Below are 18,107 nucleotides of genomic sequence, written 5' to 3' on the forward strand. Positions count from 1 at the left end.
GGAATCGTAAGATCATCAATCTCTACGGATCTGATCTCGCAAAAGAAGGCAAAGTCGCTCTCTTTTCTGCGAAAGGAGACTGAACCATGAAGAATTTTCAAAAGCCGGCTCTGTATATCGTCTTATTTTTGATTGCATCTATTGTTCTTGCTTACACAACCTATCACTACGCAAAGCAAAATCAAGAACAAATGACCAGAATCCAAGAAAAAGCCGATACCGATTTTGATACGCAACTTGGCTTGTTGATTGATGAATTTCAAGCGGTCAAAGAACCCCCTGCCAGCAATAGTCAAGTTTGGCTAATGCAACGGGATGCCGCCAAATTATCAGCTTTATCGCGATTTACGTCGTATTACGCAAAAGAACCTTATGTGGAATCCATCACCAATCGTCTAGATCACTTTTTTGCGAATTATGGTTACGGAGCTATTACAGAAGAGTTTGATGAGAAAAGGATTCAAGAATGGACAGCTGCACTTCAAGCATTAAGTGAAGATCCGACTGACTTTGAGCGTTTGGACAAAATTTCTCTTTTAGTCTCGGACTTTGCAAAAAATTGATAGGAAGCGTTCTACTTGATGTAGAGCGCTTTTTTCATGAGCTTAAATACTAACGCTGTCTATTTGCCAGAGAAGCAATACAATACGGATTCTGCTAATGGTAAAATAAGGAGATGGTTATTAGCTTTTCACTCTGCTAAAAAGGCGGTGTCTATTAAATTGAACAAATATATCAAGTATAGTGTTGTCCTTTTTACATCGTTATTCATACTGGCAGCGGGCTACATTTATCACGGAATAAACTATACCGTAATGGGGATCATGGGGAAGGAAGGGATTTCTCCGGAACAGATCAAGTTGTCTTTTGAGCCGAATGAGGAGTTTCGTTATTATTTATATTATCCTGACGATGGACGGGGCGGGATTATTGCTCTACGGAAATCTTCGAATGGTCTAGGATGGTCTGTGTATAATAGAGTGGTTGAAAGTGAGACCATTGAATCGACTGACGAAGGGAATTGGATAAAAGCATCTTTACCCACGTATTCAGAGGATCGACTACATACTCTTGATGTGTACGGAGGCAGAGTGAAGCTTGATTCCGATCAACATCTTGAATTCAATTCTTCGGGTCAAAAATTTCGTCCAACGTTAACTACAACCATCGGCGAATACACGTATTTCTTTTTATCGGAACCTTCTATTTTGCTTGAGGATTCGGTGCAAGTGAAAGTTGTAGATCGATGGACGAGAACGAATTAGCATTTTATATAGAAGGAATCCATTATTTTTGACATATGCACGCACTTTGAATGGAAAAAGAAAAGAGGCACACCCATGAAAAAAATCATCGTCGTCGGTTCCGGCATCCTAGGAGCTTCCACGGCTTATCACTTAGCTACATCATCTCAATCCGAAATTGAAGTCACTCTAATCGACGCTAAACACCCCGGACGCGCGACCGACGCTGCTGCCGGAATTATCTGCCCATGGCTATCCCAGCGTCGCAATCAGTCATGGTACCGCTTAGCAAAAGCCGGAGCCAAATATTATGCCGAGCTGACCGAAAGTCTATCTCAGCAAGGCGAACACAATACCGGATATGCTAAAGTCGGCGCGCTCAGCCTACATCCCGATTCAGCGAAAATCGAGCAGATATACAAGCGCGCCGAGAAGCGCCGTGAAGATGCGCCGGAGATCGGCGATATTCAGATTCTCAATGCAGCAGAGGTGCAAGAACGTTTTCCTCTTTTAAATGAAGAATATCAGGCGGTATATGTAAGCGGAGCGGCTCGGGTAGACGGACGTGCGCTTCGTGATGCGATGGTCTCAGCGGCTGTGCGCAATGGCGTAATTGTGAAGGAAGGGCAAGCGAAGCTGGACACATCCGAAGGGCGCATCACCGGGGTAACTATAGACGGCGAGCATCTACCCGCAGATGAAGTCGTTGGTTGCACAGGAGCTTGGGCGAAAGCTTTATTTGAGCCGTTAGGTTTGGAATTTGACGTTACTTTTCAAAAAGGACAAATCCTGCATCTGCATACGCCAGCGTATCCAAGCAGCGGCAATTTGCCTGTCGTCATTCCGCCAACGGATCAATACCTGCTGTCGTTCGATGACGGGAAAATGGTGATTGGCGCAACGCACGAAAACGACAAAAGCTTAAGCGATATCCAAGTAACCGCAGGCGGGATGCAAGAAGTGTTGAGCAAAGGCTTGGCACTCGCACCGGGATTGGAAGAAGCGAAAGTCGAAGAAGTACGCGTCGGATTCCGCCCGTTTACGCCGGGATTTCTGCCGATCATCGGGCGCGTTCCGGGCTGGGATAACTTGATTACCGCTAACGGTCTTGGAGCTTCCGGCTTGACGATGGGACCTTTTCTCGGTCGTCAATTAGCGAGACTTGCTCTGGATCTGCAACCCGAGCTGCCGCTTGAAGATTATGCAGTCGAGAAAGCGTTAAACGCAAAATAAAAGGTTTTGTTCTATCTTAAAAGGTGTTCCCTGTAAAAACAGTGTACTTCCTATGATGGACACCAATTTTTGTTTTTGATAGCCAATAAAGCTCGATCTATCCAACAGATTGCTAAGTAAAAAAGCCCTTGCTGTTACGCAAGGGCTTTTTGCTGTTCATCTGCTTGAAAAGCTTATTGTACGAACAGAACAAACTTCACGACTTCCTTTCATCGCAACATACTCTTCGTTTAGAATCCTGCTTAAGTAACTTGTTATCTTTAAGCACATACAACATAAGTCACTGAAAACCTATGAATTTGAACTCTTTTTTCAAAAATTTAAGAGAGATGAATCGGGTTTCTTCTATATATAGGTTTCATAGACCTGACATCTTATTTCGTTCCTCGCATAAACACAGACTCTTTCCATATGCAAAATAAAATCTATAAGATAACCGCTAATTCAGGACGATTGTCCACCTATGGTGTACATACCACTAGTTTTCGTAATCTGACCTAGCTATAAATTGGATTCTTGAATACTCAATCTGAGATCAACACAAATAGAGATTTGCCCATCCTAAGCGTATTTTAAGCCTTTGAGTCCGTCTTTACCGCTTTACGTTATATTTTTTAAGCGATATTTATTCCTTATATTGGAATTTGATAAATCTTACTCTCACAGCCATGAACATGACTAATCTGATCCGGAGTCCTTATTTTACCCAAATAACGCGATCCTCGCGAAAAATTTTTACAGAAAATTCTAAACGTTTCGATTTATACTCGAATTCGCGCATATATATGAAGGAATAAATTCTTGCTTTAAACATTGAAAGTGATGAAACTTTACATGAAAAAAGATTTTGCGAAAAAAATATTGCGAATCGACCGTTGTTCATGTAATTTATACTCACTCGACTCAAAGCCGATGCTTAAGAAGTAGACCCATATACATAATCATTAATAAGTGTTGGGCTAGGGTGGCTGCGTGCGGGCAGAATGCGATCTTAGAGGGGAGCTTACTGTTCATGAGAAAAAGATTAGGATGGATGTTGACGTTAATGTTGTCGCTGGTGCTGATTTTGGCAGCGTGCGGCGGTGGAGGTCAAAGTGCGTCTGAGCCGAACACGTCTACCGAACCAGGGGCAACAGAACCAGCAGCGGAACCAAGTGGTGAAGCAGCTTCTGGCGGGACATTGATCGTAGGTCGTGGTGGCGACTCTGCGGCACTAGATCCCGCGATTGTAACAGACGGTGAATCGTTGAAAATCGCGCAGCAAGTGTTTGATCCGCTGCTTGCGTACAAGTCGGGAACAACAGAAGTTGAACCTGCACTTGCCGAAAGTTGGGAAATTTCCGATGACGGTCTGAAATACACGTTCAAATTGCGTCAAGGTGTAAAGTTTCATGACGGAACGGACTTCAATGCCGATGCCGTTGTATTCAACTTCACACGTTGGAGCGACCCCGATAGCAAATTCAAATTCGAAGGCGACTCGTTCGATTACTACGATTCGATGTTCGGCCCAGCTGAAGCTCGCGTGATCAAAAGCGTAACGGCTTCTGACGAATCGACAGTCGTATTCGAACTGAACCAGCCTCAAGCGCCTTTCTTGCAAAACTTGGCGATGCCTCCTTTCTCGATTGCCAGCCCAAAAGCGGTTGAAGAATCGGGAGCAGACTTCAAATCGAATCCAGTCGGTACAGGTCCTTTCACGTTCAAAGAGTGGAAACGTAGCGACTCCATCACTTTGGAAAAGAACCCGAACTACTGGCAAGAAGGTCTGCCAAAAGTGGATAGCGTAATCGTACGTTCGATCCCGGACAACACAGCACGCTTTAACGCTTTGCAAAACGGCGAGATCGACTTGATGGAAGACTTGAGCCCAGACGATCTGGCGACGCTGGAAAGCAACCCGGATTTGCAAAAGTTCAACCGTCCTCCGTTCAACGTAGCTTACCTTGGCTTTAACGTAACGAAAAAACCGTTTGATAATGCAAAAGTGCGTATCGCACTGAGCCACGCAGTAGACAAACAAGGAATCGTAGACGCGTTCTTCGCAGGTCAAGCTGAACCGGCGAAAAACCCGATCCCACCGTCCCTATGGGGCTATAACGACAGCATCGAAGATTACAAATACGATCTGGAAGAAGCGAAAAAGCTGCTTGCGGAAGCAGGCTTCCCGAACGGAATCGAAGAGCCGCTGACGTTCTACGCAATGCCGGTATCTCGTCCGTACATGCCAGATGGCCGTAAAGTCGCAGAAGTCATTCAAGCGAGCTTTGCCCAAATCGGCGTTACCGTAAATATCGAATCTCCAGAATGGGCAACCTATTTGGATGATCTGAGCAAAGGCGAAAAAGACGATCTATTCATCATCGGTTGGACAGGCGACAATGGCGACCCGGACAACTTCTTCTACCCGCTGCTTGATAAAGATTCCATCGGCGGTAATAACTACTCGCAATATGCGAGCGAGCCGCTGCATGAACTGTTGGTAAAAGCACAACAAGAAACCGATCAAGACGAGCGTGCAAAATTGTACGAAGAAGCACAAGTTGTCGTACACGAAGATGCACCGTGGGTACCGCTGGTACACTCGACGCCACTGCTGGCTGCTTCGAAAAATGTACAAGGGTATACGCCTTCGCCGACCGGCTCTGAGCCGTACGCAGACATTTCGATCACGCAATAAACGTAACTGTGCAGACTCGATCTTGTAGAACCTTGTATCGATTCTTGCACCTACTCACGGCCCGCGAGGTACGTCGCGATCAGCGGCGGACTTCCCGGGCTTTCCTTTTACCTATACCAATACTGACGGCGGGTGACAAAGCATGACTTCTTACATTTTCAAGCGATTAGCAGTATTGATTCCGGTCTTGCTCGGGATGACGATTATCGTATTTTCGATTATCCACGCGATTCCCGGTGATCCGGCAGATACCATTTTAGGTGAAAAAGCGACTGAACAATCGAAGCAAGCCTTGCGCGACCAACTTGGTCTCGATAAACCGTGGTTACAACAGTATTTCAGTTATCTAGGCGATTTGTTAACCGGTGATTTAGGCAACTCCATCCGTACGCGTGCACCGATCTCCGAAGAGATTGTGCCGTATCTTGCCGCGACTTTCGAATTGACTGTAGCCAGTATGTTGTTTGCCGTATTTTTCGGTGTAAATGCAGGGATTATTAGCGCTTGGAAACATAATTCGTGGTTTGACTACATTTGCATGTTAATCGCGCTGCTCGGCGTATCGATGCCCGTTTTCTGGCTCGGCTTGATGGAGCAGTGGATTTTTGCCAACGAGTTACATTGGTTACCTTCCAGCGGTCGAATGAATGCGCGTGATCCGATGGAAGCGGTAACGGGATTCTATGTACTCGATGCGATCATACAAGGGCAATTCGCGCAGCTCTGGACGGTATTTAAGCATTTGATTTTACCTGCGATAGCACTGGGCACGATCCCAATGGCGGTGATTGCTCGTATGACCAGATCCAGCATGCTTGAAGTGATGCAGCTTGATTACGTGCGTACCGCTCGCGCCAAAGGATTGTCTCAATTTGCGGTCGTGTACCGACATGCGCTCAAAAACTCGTTTATTCCGGTACTTACCGTAATCGGGATTCAGACAGGAGCTTTGCTAGGCGGTGCGGTACTGACCGAAACGATTTTCGCTTGGCCGGGTGTGGGGCGTTATATTTTCGAAGCAATCAGCAACCGCGATTATCCGGTCATTCAGTCTGGGATTTTGATCGTCGCGATCATCTTCGTACTTATCAATCTGCTGGTGGATCTGTTATACGTTGTATTCGATCCGCGTATCCAGTACAAATAGGGGGCACAACATGAGCGACGCATTTCTGAAGATGGAGACTCCGCCAACTGCCGATACGTCAAAAAAGAAGGTGCAGCATGGCCCCTGGCGAGACGCAGCGCGGTTGTTTGCTAAAAACAAAACGGCTTTGATCGGTCTCGGTCTGGTTATCTTTTTCGTCGTATTGGCGTTACTGGCACCTCTGATCGCGCCATTCGATTACAAAGCCCAAGTGTTGTCGGATCGACTGAAACCGCCGTCCGGCGCGCATTGGTTCGGAACGGACGACTTGGGACGGGATATTTTTAGCCGCGTGATCTACGGCGCACGGATTTCGCTCTGGGTCGGATTATTATCTGTAGTCGGCTCGATCATCATTGGTACGCTGCTTGGCATCATTGCAGGCTTTTACGGCAAATGGGTTGATATGATCATCTCGCGCTTTTTCGATATTTTGCTGGCGTTCCCGGGGATCTTGCTCGCGATTGCGATCGTTGCGATTCTCGGACCTTCGCTGCAAAATGCGTTATACGCGATCGCAATCGTCAATATTCCGACCTACGGCAGACTTGTGCGTTCCAAAGTCCTGTCGCTACGGCAAGAAGAATTTATTACGGCGGCTCGCGCACTCGGGGCAAAAGACGGACGGATTTTGTTCAAGCATATTTTGCCGAACAGTCTGACTCCGATTATCGTACAAGGTACACTCGGCGTCGCGACAGCGATTATCGAAGCGGCAGGTCTGGGTTTCCTCGGACTGGGTGCACAGCCGCCCGATCCCGAATGGGGCAAAATGTTGTCCGATTCGCGTCAATTTATTCAGACCGCGCCGTGGACGGTTATTTTCCCGGGTCTATGTATTTTGCTGACGTCGCTTGGCTTTAACTTGATGGGCGACGGCTTGCGGGATACGTTCGATCCGAAAATGAAAAGCAGATAAAAGCTTTTTATTCAACCCGTCATATCTCCTCGGCAATCAGCCTTTAACAAAAATCAACCTTCCTTCTATGTATAGAAGGAAGGTTGATTTTTTATCTCCTCTATCCCTTTTACCGGAAAGCTGAAAGCGAAGGGAGAAATTCAGCGAGAGACGCCTTTGAACGCGGAAAACCGAAGGTTTACTGCGTGAAACAGCGGCTCGAACGAATTTCTCCCGCAGCGACCCAAGCTTTCCCCTACCCCTTGCATAAAAAAGTCTTCTCCCGTACAATCTTTTATAACACAATTGTATTAAAAAGGAGGCATTATGCAAACTCAAAAGCAAAAACGCATCGAGCTGCTTGATATCCTGCGCGGCTTCGCGATTCTCGGCACTTTGGGCACGAACATCTGGTTATTCGCCACTTACTCCGATCTGAGCACCTTTCTCGACCTGAGCAATTGGAACGCGTCAGCCGAAGGCATCGTAACCGCGCTGCAATCGATTTTCGTCAACGGCAAAATGCTCGGACTGCTTACGATCTTGTTCGGCGTAGGTCTGGAAATGCGCTACCGCAAAGCCAAACGCACCGGGCTGCCTTGGAGACGCTTTATCTTATGGACGATGCTATTGCTTTTGCTCGACGGTCTGCTGCATTACGTGTTCGTATTCGAGTATGACGTACTGATGAGCTACGCCGTGACCGGCATGATCGTGGCGATGCTGATCGGATTGTCCGAGCGCAAACTCACCGTGATTATGATCGTCTGCCTATCGCTTCATGTGCTGCTTATGCTTCCGCTATCGCTGGGACTCGGCTGGATCATGCAAGATGCGGGTTTCAGGCGCGAACTGCTGGCTCTAGGTCAGGAAACCCAAACCCTTTATGCCAACGGCAGTTATATCGAACAAATCTTATACCGTCTGAATAATTTCTTTTCACTTCGGGTGGAAGGCGTGGTGATTGGGCTGATGAACATCGGTCTGTATATCGCGGGGATCAAGCTGCTGCGCGGCGAAGCTTTCCAAAACACGGATAAAGGGTGCCGGACGCGCGGCAAATTACTCAAATTCGTACTGCCGATTGCGCTTGTACTCAATATCATTCCTTTGCTTGCGAGCGGTTATCTGGATCTGGCATTGCGTTATATTTTCGCTCCTTTGCTGTCCGTCGGTTATATCGGCTTGCTGGGCTGGATCGCGGACAAAGACGCACTGCGCGGCATGACCAACCGTTTTGCGGATATCGGAAAAGCGGCGCTTAGCTGTTACGTGCTGCAAAATATTCTGGCGTCCGTCTTTTTCTACGGCTGGGGGTTTGGGCTTGGCGAATACTACAGCGTATGGCTGACGCTCGGCATGTTCGCCTTGATCGCCGTACTGATTGCGACCGCCGCTTATCTGTTTGTACGAAGGTGGCAGGCGGGTCCGTTGGAGTTGTTATGGCGAAAGCTGTCTTATGCGCCTTTCCGAAATTCGCGATCCTCTTGAGGTGAAGTTGATACGCCGTTGCCGTTTGGGTATAACTTCTATAATGCGTATGGCTTGTAGAGCTTTTGAACGCGGAATATGTATATAATACGGGTTATAGAAAAGACGTTCGGGTCTCGACCCGACAATTGGCGATGGAGGATTCTCATGATCAAACAACACGGCAGTTGGTGGAAAGATGGTCGAATCCCTGCTCTGATCGCACGTAAGCAAGTCGACGGATTCATGTTCGGACATGGCTTCGAAATTCCGCTCGAATTTCGCGCCGATTTTGCCGAACAAGACGGATCGCTGCTTGCAGTAGGTGAAAGTCGTCCTGTGCGATTGCTGCATCAAAGCGGCGATACCGTTGCCACTTATGAAGCGCGGCTGGAGCATTGGCGGATCGCAGTTCCAAGTGGCAAATCGTCGCTAGAGATCCGTTACGATTCGAACAAAGAACTGAAAACCTTTTTGCGATCGACTTTTTCATATACGTATACCGAAGTCCGGCAGTGGTTTGCAAGATTTATTCGGCAGCAAGGCGGAGAAGGGCAAGAAGCAGAAGCATCCGGTGATGGAAAAGCTAAGCAACCTGCGGAATCTTCATCTTCGGAGCGCACGTCAGGCAACCGGCGAATCCCGCCTAGAGGTTCGGTCGAACCGACGGCGGTACGGAATCCTTTTGATACTGCGGATGCGTATTTGCCGCGCGAAGAACAAGCCGAATATATCTATCTGTACCGCACAGATACTCCGTTCACGTACCGAATCGAGTTGCAGACCAAAAGCGAAGGGATTCGCACGCAGGCTCCTTTGTACCTAGCCGAAGCTGGAGCTGAATATGCGATAAATGCTACAGAAGCAGGGGATGATTCGGAAAAAGAGTCGGCGGCGATGAACATCCCTGCTATTCCCTCGTTACCGCATCTTGCTGATTCCGATATTCGCGCGGCGATTACCGAGATTTCGGCATATATTCGTCAGCGAGGATTTTCGTTTCCAGATGGATTAGTCGAACATTTTTATTTGTCGCTCAAAACGCGTCCGTTCGTCATTTTGGCAGGCATCTCGGGAACCGGGAAAACGCAGCTTGCGCGATTGTTCGCGGAAGCGCTAGGGTCAACGCCGGATAACGGTCGTTTTACGCTGATTCCGGTACGCCCGGATTGGAATGATCCTGCGGATCTAATTGGCTACAAAGACTTGTCTGGAGCGTTTAAACCCGGGCCTTTGACGTTGGCGTTAAAAGAAGCTTCGCGACCGGAACATGCGTATCATCCGTATTTTATCGTATTGGATGAAATGAACTTGGCGCGGGTCGAGCATTATTTTAGCGATGTGCTCAGTCTGATGGAAACGCGCAAACGTTTTGTCCCCCAAGAAGGTAATCAACCTAGCGAGTCTTCCAAAGTCGGAGACATCGTGACGCAGCCGCTGTTACCCGAATCTTCGCTGGAACGGGTGCAAGATCGTGCGCTTTACGGCAATCTATACATTCCTGGCAACGTGTATATGGTTGGCACGGTGAATATGGACGAGACGACGTATCCGTTTAGCAAAAAAGTATTGGATCGCGCGGGAACGATTGAGTTTAATCATATCGATCTCATGCGTCTGCCGGAGCTTTTTGCCGAAGTGCAGCAAGAAGCGGAGGTCGTGGCTGCGGATCGACATCTGCTCGGCAGTGAATATTTGCAATTGATCGATGCGATGGAGCATCACAGTCCGTTGATCCGGCGAACGAGCGAGGAACTTGCGACGATCAATACGTTACTTGAAGATATTCAAGCGCATATCGGGTTTCGGGTACGCGATTCGGTCTGCTTTTACCTGATCTACAACGAGCGATTCAATCTAATGAGCCGCGCCGAAGCGTTCGATGCTCAACTCATGCAAAAGATTTTACCTCGTATTCAAGGCAGTCGTTTTTCAGTCAAAAAGGTGCTGCTGGATCTACTGCGTCATTGTCTCGGGAGCGAAGCGGAAAAAGTGTTCGATTGGCGCGAGCTTGAAGATTCGGCGGAAAGTGTATACGCGGGGCGGCGCAGCAAAGAAGCGTTAGCGGCAGCGCGTTATCCGCAAAGCGCACGCAAAATCGCGTATATGCTACGTCGGCTGGATGAAGACGGATTCACTTCGTATTGGCTGAGTTAAAAGGTACGAAAGTCGCGTAATGGTTGGCAAGGTGCTCGGTAAAGCGATATAATACAACAAAGCAAATCATCGCTTTTACGTGATCTTACGCAAAGAAATAGGTGAATAAGATGCAGCAGCATCCGTCAAGCGAGCTTTTGAATAATTGGCTGGAAATGTCGAATCTACAAGCGAAAATCGAACAGCGATTGGAACAAGCTCTTGCCGAAGAAGCGAATTTGTCGCTGAATGAATTTTATGTTTTATACTTTTTGTCGTTGGGCGACGAAAAAAAGATGCGTTTGCAGCAGCTTCAAGAAGGCGTTGGGCTGAGCCAAAGCGCGATGTCGCGTCTCGTCGTTCGGATGGAAGCTCCGAAATGCGGAGCGCTCCAGCGGCATTTGTGCGAAGACGATCGGCGCGGCGTGTATACCGAGATGACCGAGATTGGCAAAGATAAGCTTCGGCGCGGAATCAAAGCCGTCGAGAATGTGCTTCATTCATTGTCGTTACCCGGCGAATTACCGAAAGAGTTATCTGCGTTGTTGGTGCGAAAATAGAACGGGACGAATGAGTTTCGTTCTATTTTTTTGTATGGATATTCGTTTGAGCGCACAAAAAAGCGTATACTAATATATGCAGACGCATACATTTAAAAATAAATCACAGAAATTGAGGCGAACTTTCGAATGAACAATCTGTTTACTCCTTATCGCTTGAAAAATTTAGAATTGAAAAATCGCGTGGTGATGCCACCGATGTGCCAGTATTCGGTCGTGGAAAAAGACGGGATCGCAACCGACTGGCATCATGTTCACTATGTCAGCCGCGCAGTCGGAGGTACAGGGCTGATCATCGTCGAAATGACCGACGTCGAACCAGACGGCCGTATTACAGATAACGATCTTGGATTATGGTCGGACGAACAAATTCCGGCATTGCAAAAAATCGTCGAAGCTTCGCATGTATATGGATCGAAGATCGGGATTCAGATCGCTCACGCCGGACGCAAAGCGCAAGACGCCGAAGTTCCGGTCGCTCCGTCCGCGATTCCTTTCAACGAAGGTTGGAAAACGCCGCGTGCGTTATCGACCGAAGAAGTGAAAGAAATGGTGGCTAAATTCGGAAGCGCCGTTGAACGCGCGGTTCGCGCAGGATTCGATACGATCGAATTGCACGGCGCACACGGCTATCTGATCCATCAATTCCATTCGCCACTCACGAATAAGCGTGAAGATCAATACGGTCAAGACCTGACTTTATTCGGACGCGAAGTGATTCGTGCTGCACGCGCAAATATGCCAGCCGATATGCCGCTGATCATGCGCGTATCTGCTAAAGAATACGTGGAAGGCGGCTACGACGTTCAAGGGAGCCTTGAGTTCATCAAAGCCTATGCCGAAGAAGGCGCCGATCTATTCCATATCTCTTCCGGCGGCGAAGGGCCGATCGGAGCAGGCGGCGCACCGGGTACGCATGCCGGCTACCAAGTCCCACTCGCTCGCGAAATCCGCGAAAAGTTAAATGTCCCAGTCATCGCAGTAGGCAAACTAGACGATGCGATCCTTGCAAATGCAGTGATCGGCAACGAAGACGCCGACCTCATCGCCGTAGGCAGAGGCATGCTTCGCAACCCTTATTGGGCGATTGAAGCCGAGTCTGCTTTGAAGCAACCTTCGACTGCGCCTAAACAATACAAGGGTGGGTTTTAAGGGGAGTTGAGGCGCTGCGAGAGAAATTCGTTAGCGTATGCTTACGATGTGTCTTTCTTCGAAAGCCTGTAGGTCGCTTGTTGAAATCGGAAAAAGTGATTAAATTTTTAGTGGAATTTTTCCGATTTCAAAGGCGAACATTCCATTCCTTCACTGAATTTCTCTCTCCGCCACGCACGCGATTGTGGATAGGGTACTTCTATAGATCAAAAGCCGATCTCCTTTAATAAGGAGATCGGCTTTTTTGATACCACCCAAAATTCGTAGCCTACTAAGACTTGCTCTTTATCAGCTAAAAGTTATTCTAATTCTTTTCCTTAAACTCTCCACACTCGACTTGAAAGTAGACGCCCCCAACACATCAGGAGAATCAACGATCTTCAAAAGTCTCATCCAACGCCGACGGTAACTGGGAAGCGAGAAGACGGAGAGGGAATTCAGTGAAGGAGCGTTAGCGTTCGCCTTTGAAATTGGGAAAATTCCTTTTTAAAATCCAATTCATTTCCCAATTTCAACACGCGACCGAAACGAATTCCCTTGCAGTCTTCTCGCTTCCCCCGCACCCACGAAAAAAAGACCTCAAAAGAGGTCTTCTCCTAAACACAACTTAGTCTACATTGACAGTCGAAATCCCCGGCATCCCGGACTTAGAAGGCGTAATCCAGATGTCGCCATCGTCGATCGAAGCGCCTTTCCAGTTGACCAGCAGCTCGTCGTAAGACGTCTCGGCGAGATTCTCGCGAACGTCTTCCGTGAAGATTTTATTATAATTGTTCATAAATTGCGCTTTAGTTTTGATGACCATCTTTTTGTTCGCTGCGTCGTCATCGTCGTTGTAGACCGTCAGCGGGAAGTGTACCCGAGCGGCTACAGCGGCTTTATCGCCTTTAGCCACGGCGCGTTGCAGGTTTTTGTAGAAAGCTTTAAAGTTCGAAGCGCTTTTGAATCCGGCAACCTTAACCAATTTGCTATCGTTACTTGAAGCCATCGAAGTCGAAGATGCCGTGATAGCACTCGCGGATGTTGTGGCTACGGAAGCTGGAGCAGCGGACACCGGTACGGCGATCGCGGCAGCCAGAAGGCTAGTCGTTGCCAAAGCAGTTGTCTTTTTTCTCCATGTGTTCTTCATCGTAAATCCCTCCATTGAGCGAATGTCGAATTTTATACATCGTTGTCGTGTAGATGTACCTTATGGTTTTAGACGTATTCCTAACATTTGAAACAAATCTGCTTTTCTATACGTGAATTGAATAAGACGATCATACCACGTTTTCGTTGGGTACCCTGCTCGGTTAATATAGAGAAAACTCTATCCATGTAGCCGGCGAAAGGGGACGACCTAACTTGAAATTATTCATTCATCGCAAAGACTTACGCACCGAGGATTTAGCCGCTTTCGACTATCTACAAGAAGCAGGTGATCCAGCACTGCATCTGTTGATTCTTGATCCTTTTTTATTGCAAAAAGGGCGAGATGAAGAGCATAGCGGCGTGAACTTTTTGCGTCATGTGACTCGTCTTCGTAAGTTATACGACAAAGCTGGACGCACCTTGCATATCGCGTACGGCGACCCTGCCGAAGTATTGGAATGGCTGCTCAAAAAGCTGCATGGGAGCGACGACGCGATTGACGAAGTGATCGTTCACCGCGACTTCACCCCGTATGCACGCGACCGCGATCGCAAGATGAAAAAAGTCGCGGACGACCACGACGTAGCGTTTACTCCGCTGATGGATATGTTGATGATCGATTTGGACGCTTTCGCTGAATTTACAGGCAAAAAGGGCTTTTATAAAGTAATGGCGGCGTTTCACAAAAAGTGGTTGGAGTACCTGGCACATTCTCCAAACGAACCTTCTTCCGTATCGCTCAAAGACTTGCCTGAAAACAAATTCAAATTAGAGCTTCCCAAAAAGTATCAGCCTTCGATTGATTTGGACAAGATCGAACCTGCTGACGAGTGGGAAGAAAAGTTAACCGACTTTTTGGAAAAAGATATTCGCGAATATGGCGACAAACGAGATTATTACCCGGAGCTTCCGGCGAGCGGAATCAATCCGTATGTGAATGCAGGCGCGGTATCGCTTCGCGAATTGTACGCCCGCGCGGTACGCCGCAAAAATCACGACGAATGGGTACGTCAATTGGCGTTCCGCGACTTTTACTACTACTTGGCGATCTATGATGAAGACTATTTTTCTTACGAGAAAAAGTATGATCTGTCGGCGCTAAGCGATCAGCATTTTGAAAAGTGGGCAAAAGGGGAAACCGGTATTCCGGTAATCGACGCAGCGATGCGGGAGTTGAACGAAACAGGGCTAATGCCGAACCGGTTGCGGATTTTGTGCGCGATGTTTTTGACGAAAAACTTGCAATGCTCGTTTACGCTGGGCGAAAATTATTTCCGCCGCAAACTGCTGGATTATGACAATATTCAAAATCGAGGCAATTGGCTCTGGTGCGCGTCGCTTGGAGCGAATTCGTCGCCTTACTTCCGCGTGGTCAATCCGGTTACGCAATCCGAAAAATACGATCCGAACGGCGAACATATTCGTCAATGGTTGCCTGAACTGAAAGACGAAGATGTCAAAACGATTCATAAACCGCGTAAAGACGCGCTGGTAGATCTGAAATCTTCGCGTGCCGATGCTATTGAGACGTACAAAAAAATCGTAAACAGTAAATAACTGAGCCATTATCGAATCGGTATAGAGTGAGAAAATACCATAAGGTAGCATGAAAACTGGGGGAATTGAATATTGAACATTATCGATTTACACTGCGATGCGCTGGCGAAGATCGAAGCGTCACAAGGCGTACTTTCGTTTGCCGATGCACCTGAGCTTGCCACTAATCTTCAACGACTGCGTTCGGGAGAAGTCGTTATTCAAGGTTTTGCGATCTTTGTCGATCCGGCGCTTCCGGGGGCGATGCGTTTTCAATCTTGTTTGGATCAAATTCATTATTTTTATGACGAAGTCTTAGACAAACATCCAGAGATGACATTGATTACGGAGTGGTCGCAAATCGGAAATCTTCCATCCGGGCAGATTGGAGCGCTACTTACGCTGGAAGGCGTCGATCCGATCGAAAATGATCTGAAACGGCTGCATCTACTATATCGGCTTGGCGTGCGTTCGGTAGGTCTGACTTGGAATTACGGAAATCAGGCGGCAGACGGCGTATTAGAGCCGCGTGGCGGCGGTCTGACGATGATCGGTCGAGATATCGTAGCGATGAATAACCGCTATGGGATGTTGACGGACGTTAGCCATCTGAACGAGCTTGGATTTTGGGAAGTGATGGAGCTTGCGAAGTACCCGATTGCGAGTCACTCCAATGCGAGAGCGTTATGCGATCATCCTCGCAATCTCACGGACGAACAACTGACCGCCATGTTCAAGCGAGGAGCGCAAGTCCATGCGGTATATTGCCCGCCTTTTATCGTGGAAAGTACTGGGCTTGAAGAAACGACTACCGTCACGATCAATGATCTGATTCGGCATATCGAGCATATGTGCGAACTAGGCGGGGAACGACATATCGGATTGGGTTCGGATTTTGACGGTATTACTTATACCGTTGAAGATTTAGGGCATGCGGGACAAAGTCAAAATTTGATCAATGAGCTATTGAAGCGGTATTCGGAAGATCAAGTGCGAGGATTTGCTTTCGATAACTTTGCACGGTATGTAGCGGAGATCGGAAAGGACTAAGCGTATGGCAAACGACACCTTCACTACGTTCGATTCAGGGACAGAACTCCTTCGCGTCGAAACCAATCTGTTCGAATTGTATATCGCAGGAGAGCCGCTGCACGAGACGGCGGAACGGTTAAAATTGCATCGAGATATCGAAACGGGAGAACGGCTGACCGCTGTATTTGATGCCGAAGTCCGATCTTTGCGCCTTACCGATTGCGAAGTTCGGTTGTTTGATCCAGAATCGCAGCAGACTCAACTTTGGAAGCCGGGCATGCCGGCTTTTCCTTGTTTTTACGAGACCAAATCGTATGAATTGACGGTCGTGAAATCCGATCCGTCTCTGAATCTGACTTTTCATCACGAGAATATCAATCTGCGCCGCCGAATCAAGCCAAGAGGAAGCCGGGTGCTGTCGGGTAATCTTGATTTTGGAAACGAGATCGGCGAAACGGAGCTGGAAATCCGGTTGAATGATCGTCCGCTACTGACGATTACGATCGAAATCTTTCCGGCAAAAATCGATTATCGGCGCGATTATATTCGTCTGATGGAAGAAGTGAGCGAAGAAAGCTACGATCTGACATTCGACTTTTTGCGTCGGACGTACCGACCTGCGGAAGAACAAGAAACGTCGCGTCAAAGTCTAAGCGAATTTCATACGATTTTGCGGCGCGTTTTTGAGCGGCTGGAACAAGCGATGATGCGGATCGAAGCCCATCCGCATCATCGGCTGGAAAACGAGCATCGCTTGGTCGATGCCGCCAAAGTGCGGCGTATCGATCGCCGGACGATCAACGATCTACGCCGCCACCCGCAGCGGCTACAACCGGTTCAGCCACAAGGACGAAGCAGCGAACCTTTAAGGCAAGGCAGCGACCTATCATCGCTCAGTCAATGGATGCCAAGCCAACTGCTAGAAGGACGTCGCGTGATTTCGAATGACACCGAAGAAAATCGGTTTCTTCGGTGGATGCTAGAGCGAATTTCTAGCCGCGTCGAGACTCTCCGGCTTGTAGTGAACGACAGCAGACCGGGTCGTGATCCACTGGTGAAGCGTGAACTAGATAAGATAAGCAAGCGACTGCATAGCATGTTGAATCAAAGTTTTCTCAAAGACGTTGGCAGTATGAAGCGCGTGAATATCAGCCTTATTTTTCAAATGGCACCAGGCTACCGCGAGATGTACAAGATTCATCTGCTCCTGCTTAAAGGCTTGTCGCTTCGCGAAGGGATGATGCGATTATCGCTCAAAGATATGGCGCAGCTCTATGAATACTGGTGCTTTCTTAAGCTGCATCGACTATTGGCGCGGCGTTGCCGAGTCACGCGCCGCGAAGGGGCTGCCATCGACCGCACAGGGTTGTTCCCTTCGCTGATACGCGGGCAAGCTTCACGCGTCGATTATGAGCATGTGGAGAGCGGAGCCACGCTATCGCTACTTTATAATCCATCGATGCAAGGTCGTAACCGTCCGACTACCGAACAAAAACCCGATTTGCTTTTGACGCTCTATACCCAGGGTGAGGAAGATTCTTATGTGCTCGATGCGAAATACCGGATCGATCCGGCGCTTCCCGGCAGTCGATATGCGTCGCTATATCAAGCGCCGGGACCGCTCGAAGAAGACATTAATGTGATGCACCGTTACCGCGATGCGATCGTTACCCCTAGCGAAGTCGGGTATCGGCGCCGCGTATCGTCAGCTTGCGTGCTATTTCCTTATGGAGACGAGACCGAATATACGCAGCATCATTTTTATCGGAGTATCCAAAAAGTCGGAGTTGGCGGTCTGCCGTTTTTGCCGGGAGCAACGCGGCTTGCAGAGCGGTGGATTGATCAGTTGTTGGAAAACGAAAAGGCATACGAAGAATAATCTTCGTAT

14 protein-coding genes are annotated in these 18,107 nt (G+C 48.1%); 13 read left to right on the forward strand and 1 reads right to left on the reverse strand.

Annotated features, from left to right (window positions below; genetic code table 11):
• The first annotated feature begins 86 nt into the window (after positions 1–86).
• From NOM90_RS06850 to NOM90_RS06895, 10 genes are all read left to right on the forward strand, one after another.
• Positions 87–563 (forward strand): hypothetical protein, encoded by a 477-nt coding sequence (locus NOM90_RS06850; RefSeq protein ID WP_255940904.1) that lies wholly within the window; start codon positions 87–89, stop codon positions 561–563.
• A 159-nt stretch (positions 564–722) separates the two neighbouring features.
• Positions 723–1,265: a hypothetical protein gene (locus NOM90_RS06855; protein ID WP_255940906.1), complete on the forward strand. Its 543-nt coding sequence runs from the start codon at positions 723–725 to the stop codon at positions 1,263–1,265.
• 75 nt (positions 1,266–1,340) lie between these two features.
• Positions 1,341–2,477: an NAD(P)/FAD-dependent oxidoreductase gene (locus tag NOM90_RS06860; protein ID WP_255940908.1), complete on the forward strand. Its 1,137-nt coding sequence runs from the start codon at positions 1,341–1,343 to the stop codon at positions 2,475–2,477.
• Between the two features lie 1,012 nt (positions 2,478–3,489).
• Positions 3,490–5,157 carry an ABC transporter substrate-binding protein gene (locus NOM90_RS06865; RefSeq protein WP_255940910.1) on the forward strand — a complete coding sequence of 556 codons (1,668 nt, stop codon included), beginning with the start codon at positions 3,490–3,492 and terminating at the stop codon, positions 5,155–5,157.
• 142 nt (positions 5,158–5,299) lie between these two features.
• Complete coding sequence (locus NOM90_RS06870) at positions 5,300–6,304, forward strand: ABC transporter permease (RefSeq protein ID WP_255940911.1); 1,005 nt, start codon at positions 5,300–5,302, stop codon at positions 6,302–6,304.
• 31 nt (positions 6,305–6,335) lie between these two features.
• Positions 6,336–7,223: a nickel transporter permease gene (nikC, locus tag NOM90_RS06875; protein WP_255941833.1), complete on the forward strand. Its 888-nt coding sequence runs from the start codon at positions 6,336–6,338 to the stop codon at positions 7,221–7,223.
• A gap of 306 nt (positions 7,224–7,529) precedes the next feature.
• Positions 7,530–8,693: a DUF418 domain-containing protein gene (locus NOM90_RS06880; protein ID WP_255940912.1), complete on the forward strand. Its 1,164-nt coding sequence runs from the start codon at positions 7,530–7,532 to the stop codon at positions 8,691–8,693.
• A 147-nt stretch (positions 8,694–8,840) separates the two neighbouring features.
• A complete protein-coding gene (locus NOM90_RS06885) occupies positions 8,841–10,829 on the forward strand; it encodes an McrB family protein (RefSeq protein WP_255940914.1) in 1,989 nt (662 codons plus the stop codon).
• Between the two features lie 110 nt (positions 10,830–10,939).
• Positions 10,940–11,368 carry a MarR family winged helix-turn-helix transcriptional regulator gene (locus tag NOM90_RS06890; protein WP_255940916.1) on the forward strand — a complete coding sequence of 143 codons (429 nt, stop codon included), beginning with the start codon at positions 10,940–10,942 and terminating at the stop codon, positions 11,366–11,368.
• Positions 11,369–11,497: 129 nt separating this feature from the next.
• Complete coding sequence (locus tag NOM90_RS06895) at positions 11,498–12,520, forward strand: NADH:flavin oxidoreductase/NADH oxidase (RefSeq protein ID WP_255940918.1); 1,023 nt, start codon at positions 11,498–11,500, stop codon at positions 12,518–12,520.
• A gap of 607 nt (positions 12,521–13,127) precedes the next feature.
• Here NOM90_RS06895 and NOM90_RS06900 read toward each other — a convergent pair.
• The gene (locus tag NOM90_RS06900) at positions 13,128–13,649 is read right to left on the reverse strand and encodes a hypothetical protein (protein WP_255940920.1); all 522 of its coding nucleotides are present in this window, start codon (positions 13,647–13,649) and stop codon (positions 13,128–13,130) included.
• Positions 13,650–13,864: 215 nt separating this feature from the next.
• Here NOM90_RS06900 and NOM90_RS06905 point away from each other — a divergent pair, with 215 nt between their 5' ends.
• From NOM90_RS06905 to NOM90_RS06915, 3 genes are all read left to right on the forward strand, one after another.
• Entirely contained in the window at positions 13,865–15,208 is a 1,344-nt protein-coding gene (locus tag NOM90_RS06905) for a cryptochrome/photolyase family protein (protein ID WP_255940922.1), read from the forward strand.
• Positions 15,209–15,280: 72 nt separating this feature from the next.
• Complete coding sequence (locus NOM90_RS06910; protein WP_255940924.1) at positions 15,281–16,237, forward strand: dipeptidase; 957 nt, start codon at positions 15,281–15,283, stop codon at positions 16,235–16,237.
• A 4-nt stretch (positions 16,238–16,241) separates the two neighbouring features.
• On the forward strand, positions 16,242–18,098 hold the full coding sequence (locus NOM90_RS06915) for a restriction endonuclease-like protein (RefSeq protein WP_255940926.1): 1,857 nt from the start codon (positions 16,242–16,244) through the stop codon (positions 18,096–18,098).
• Positions 18,099–18,107 lie beyond the last annotated feature (9 nt).

The sequence above is a fragment of the Saccharibacillus sp. JS10 genome, assembly GCF_024436065.1.
GTDB lineage: Bacteria > Bacillota > Bacilli > Paenibacillales > Paenibacillaceae > Saccharibacillus.

What these genes read in the sequence shown, in the direction of transcription:
- NOM90_RS06860 (WP_255940908.1), top strand. Translation starts at nt 1,341, where the DNA reads ATGAAAAAAATCATCGTCGTCGGTTCCGGCATCCTAGGAGCTTCCACG.
- NOM90_RS06870 (WP_255940911.1), top strand. Translation starts at nt 5,300, where the DNA reads ATGACTTCTTACATTTTCAAGCGATTAGCAGTATTGATTCCGGTCTTG.
- NOM90_RS06895 (WP_255940918.1), top strand. Translation starts at nt 11,498, where the DNA reads ATGAACAATCTGTTTACTCCTTATCGCTTGAAAAATTTAGAATTGAAA.
- NOM90_RS06880 (WP_255940912.1), top strand. Translation starts at nt 7,530, where the DNA reads ATGCAAACTCAAAAGCAAAAACGCATCGAGCTGCTTGATATCCTGCGC.
- nikC (WP_255941833.1), top strand. Translation starts at nt 6,336, where the DNA reads ATGGAGACTCCGCCAACTGCCGATACGTCAAAAAAGAAGGTGCAGCAT.
- NOM90_RS06865 (WP_255940910.1), top strand. Translation starts at nt 3,490, where the DNA reads ATGAGAAAAAGATTAGGATGGATGTTGACGTTAATGTTGTCGCTGGTG.
- NOM90_RS06885 (WP_255940914.1), top strand. Translation starts at nt 8,841, where the DNA reads ATGATCAAACAACACGGCAGTTGGTGGAAAGATGGTCGAATCCCTGCT.
- NOM90_RS06915 (WP_255940926.1), top strand. Translation starts at nt 16,242, where the DNA reads ATGGCAAACGACACCTTCACTACGTTCGATTCAGGGACAGAACTCCTT.
- NOM90_RS06890 (WP_255940916.1), top strand. Translation starts at nt 10,940, where the DNA reads ATGCAGCAGCATCCGTCAAGCGAGCTTTTGAATAATTGGCTGGAAATG.
- NOM90_RS06850 (WP_255940904.1), top strand. Translation starts at nt 87, where the DNA reads ATGAAGAATTTTCAAAAGCCGGCTCTGTATATCGTCTTATTTTTGATT.
- NOM90_RS06900 (WP_255940920.1), bottom strand. Translation starts at nt 13,649, where the DNA reads ATGAAGAACACATGGAGAAAAAAGACAACTGCTTTGGCAACGACTAGC.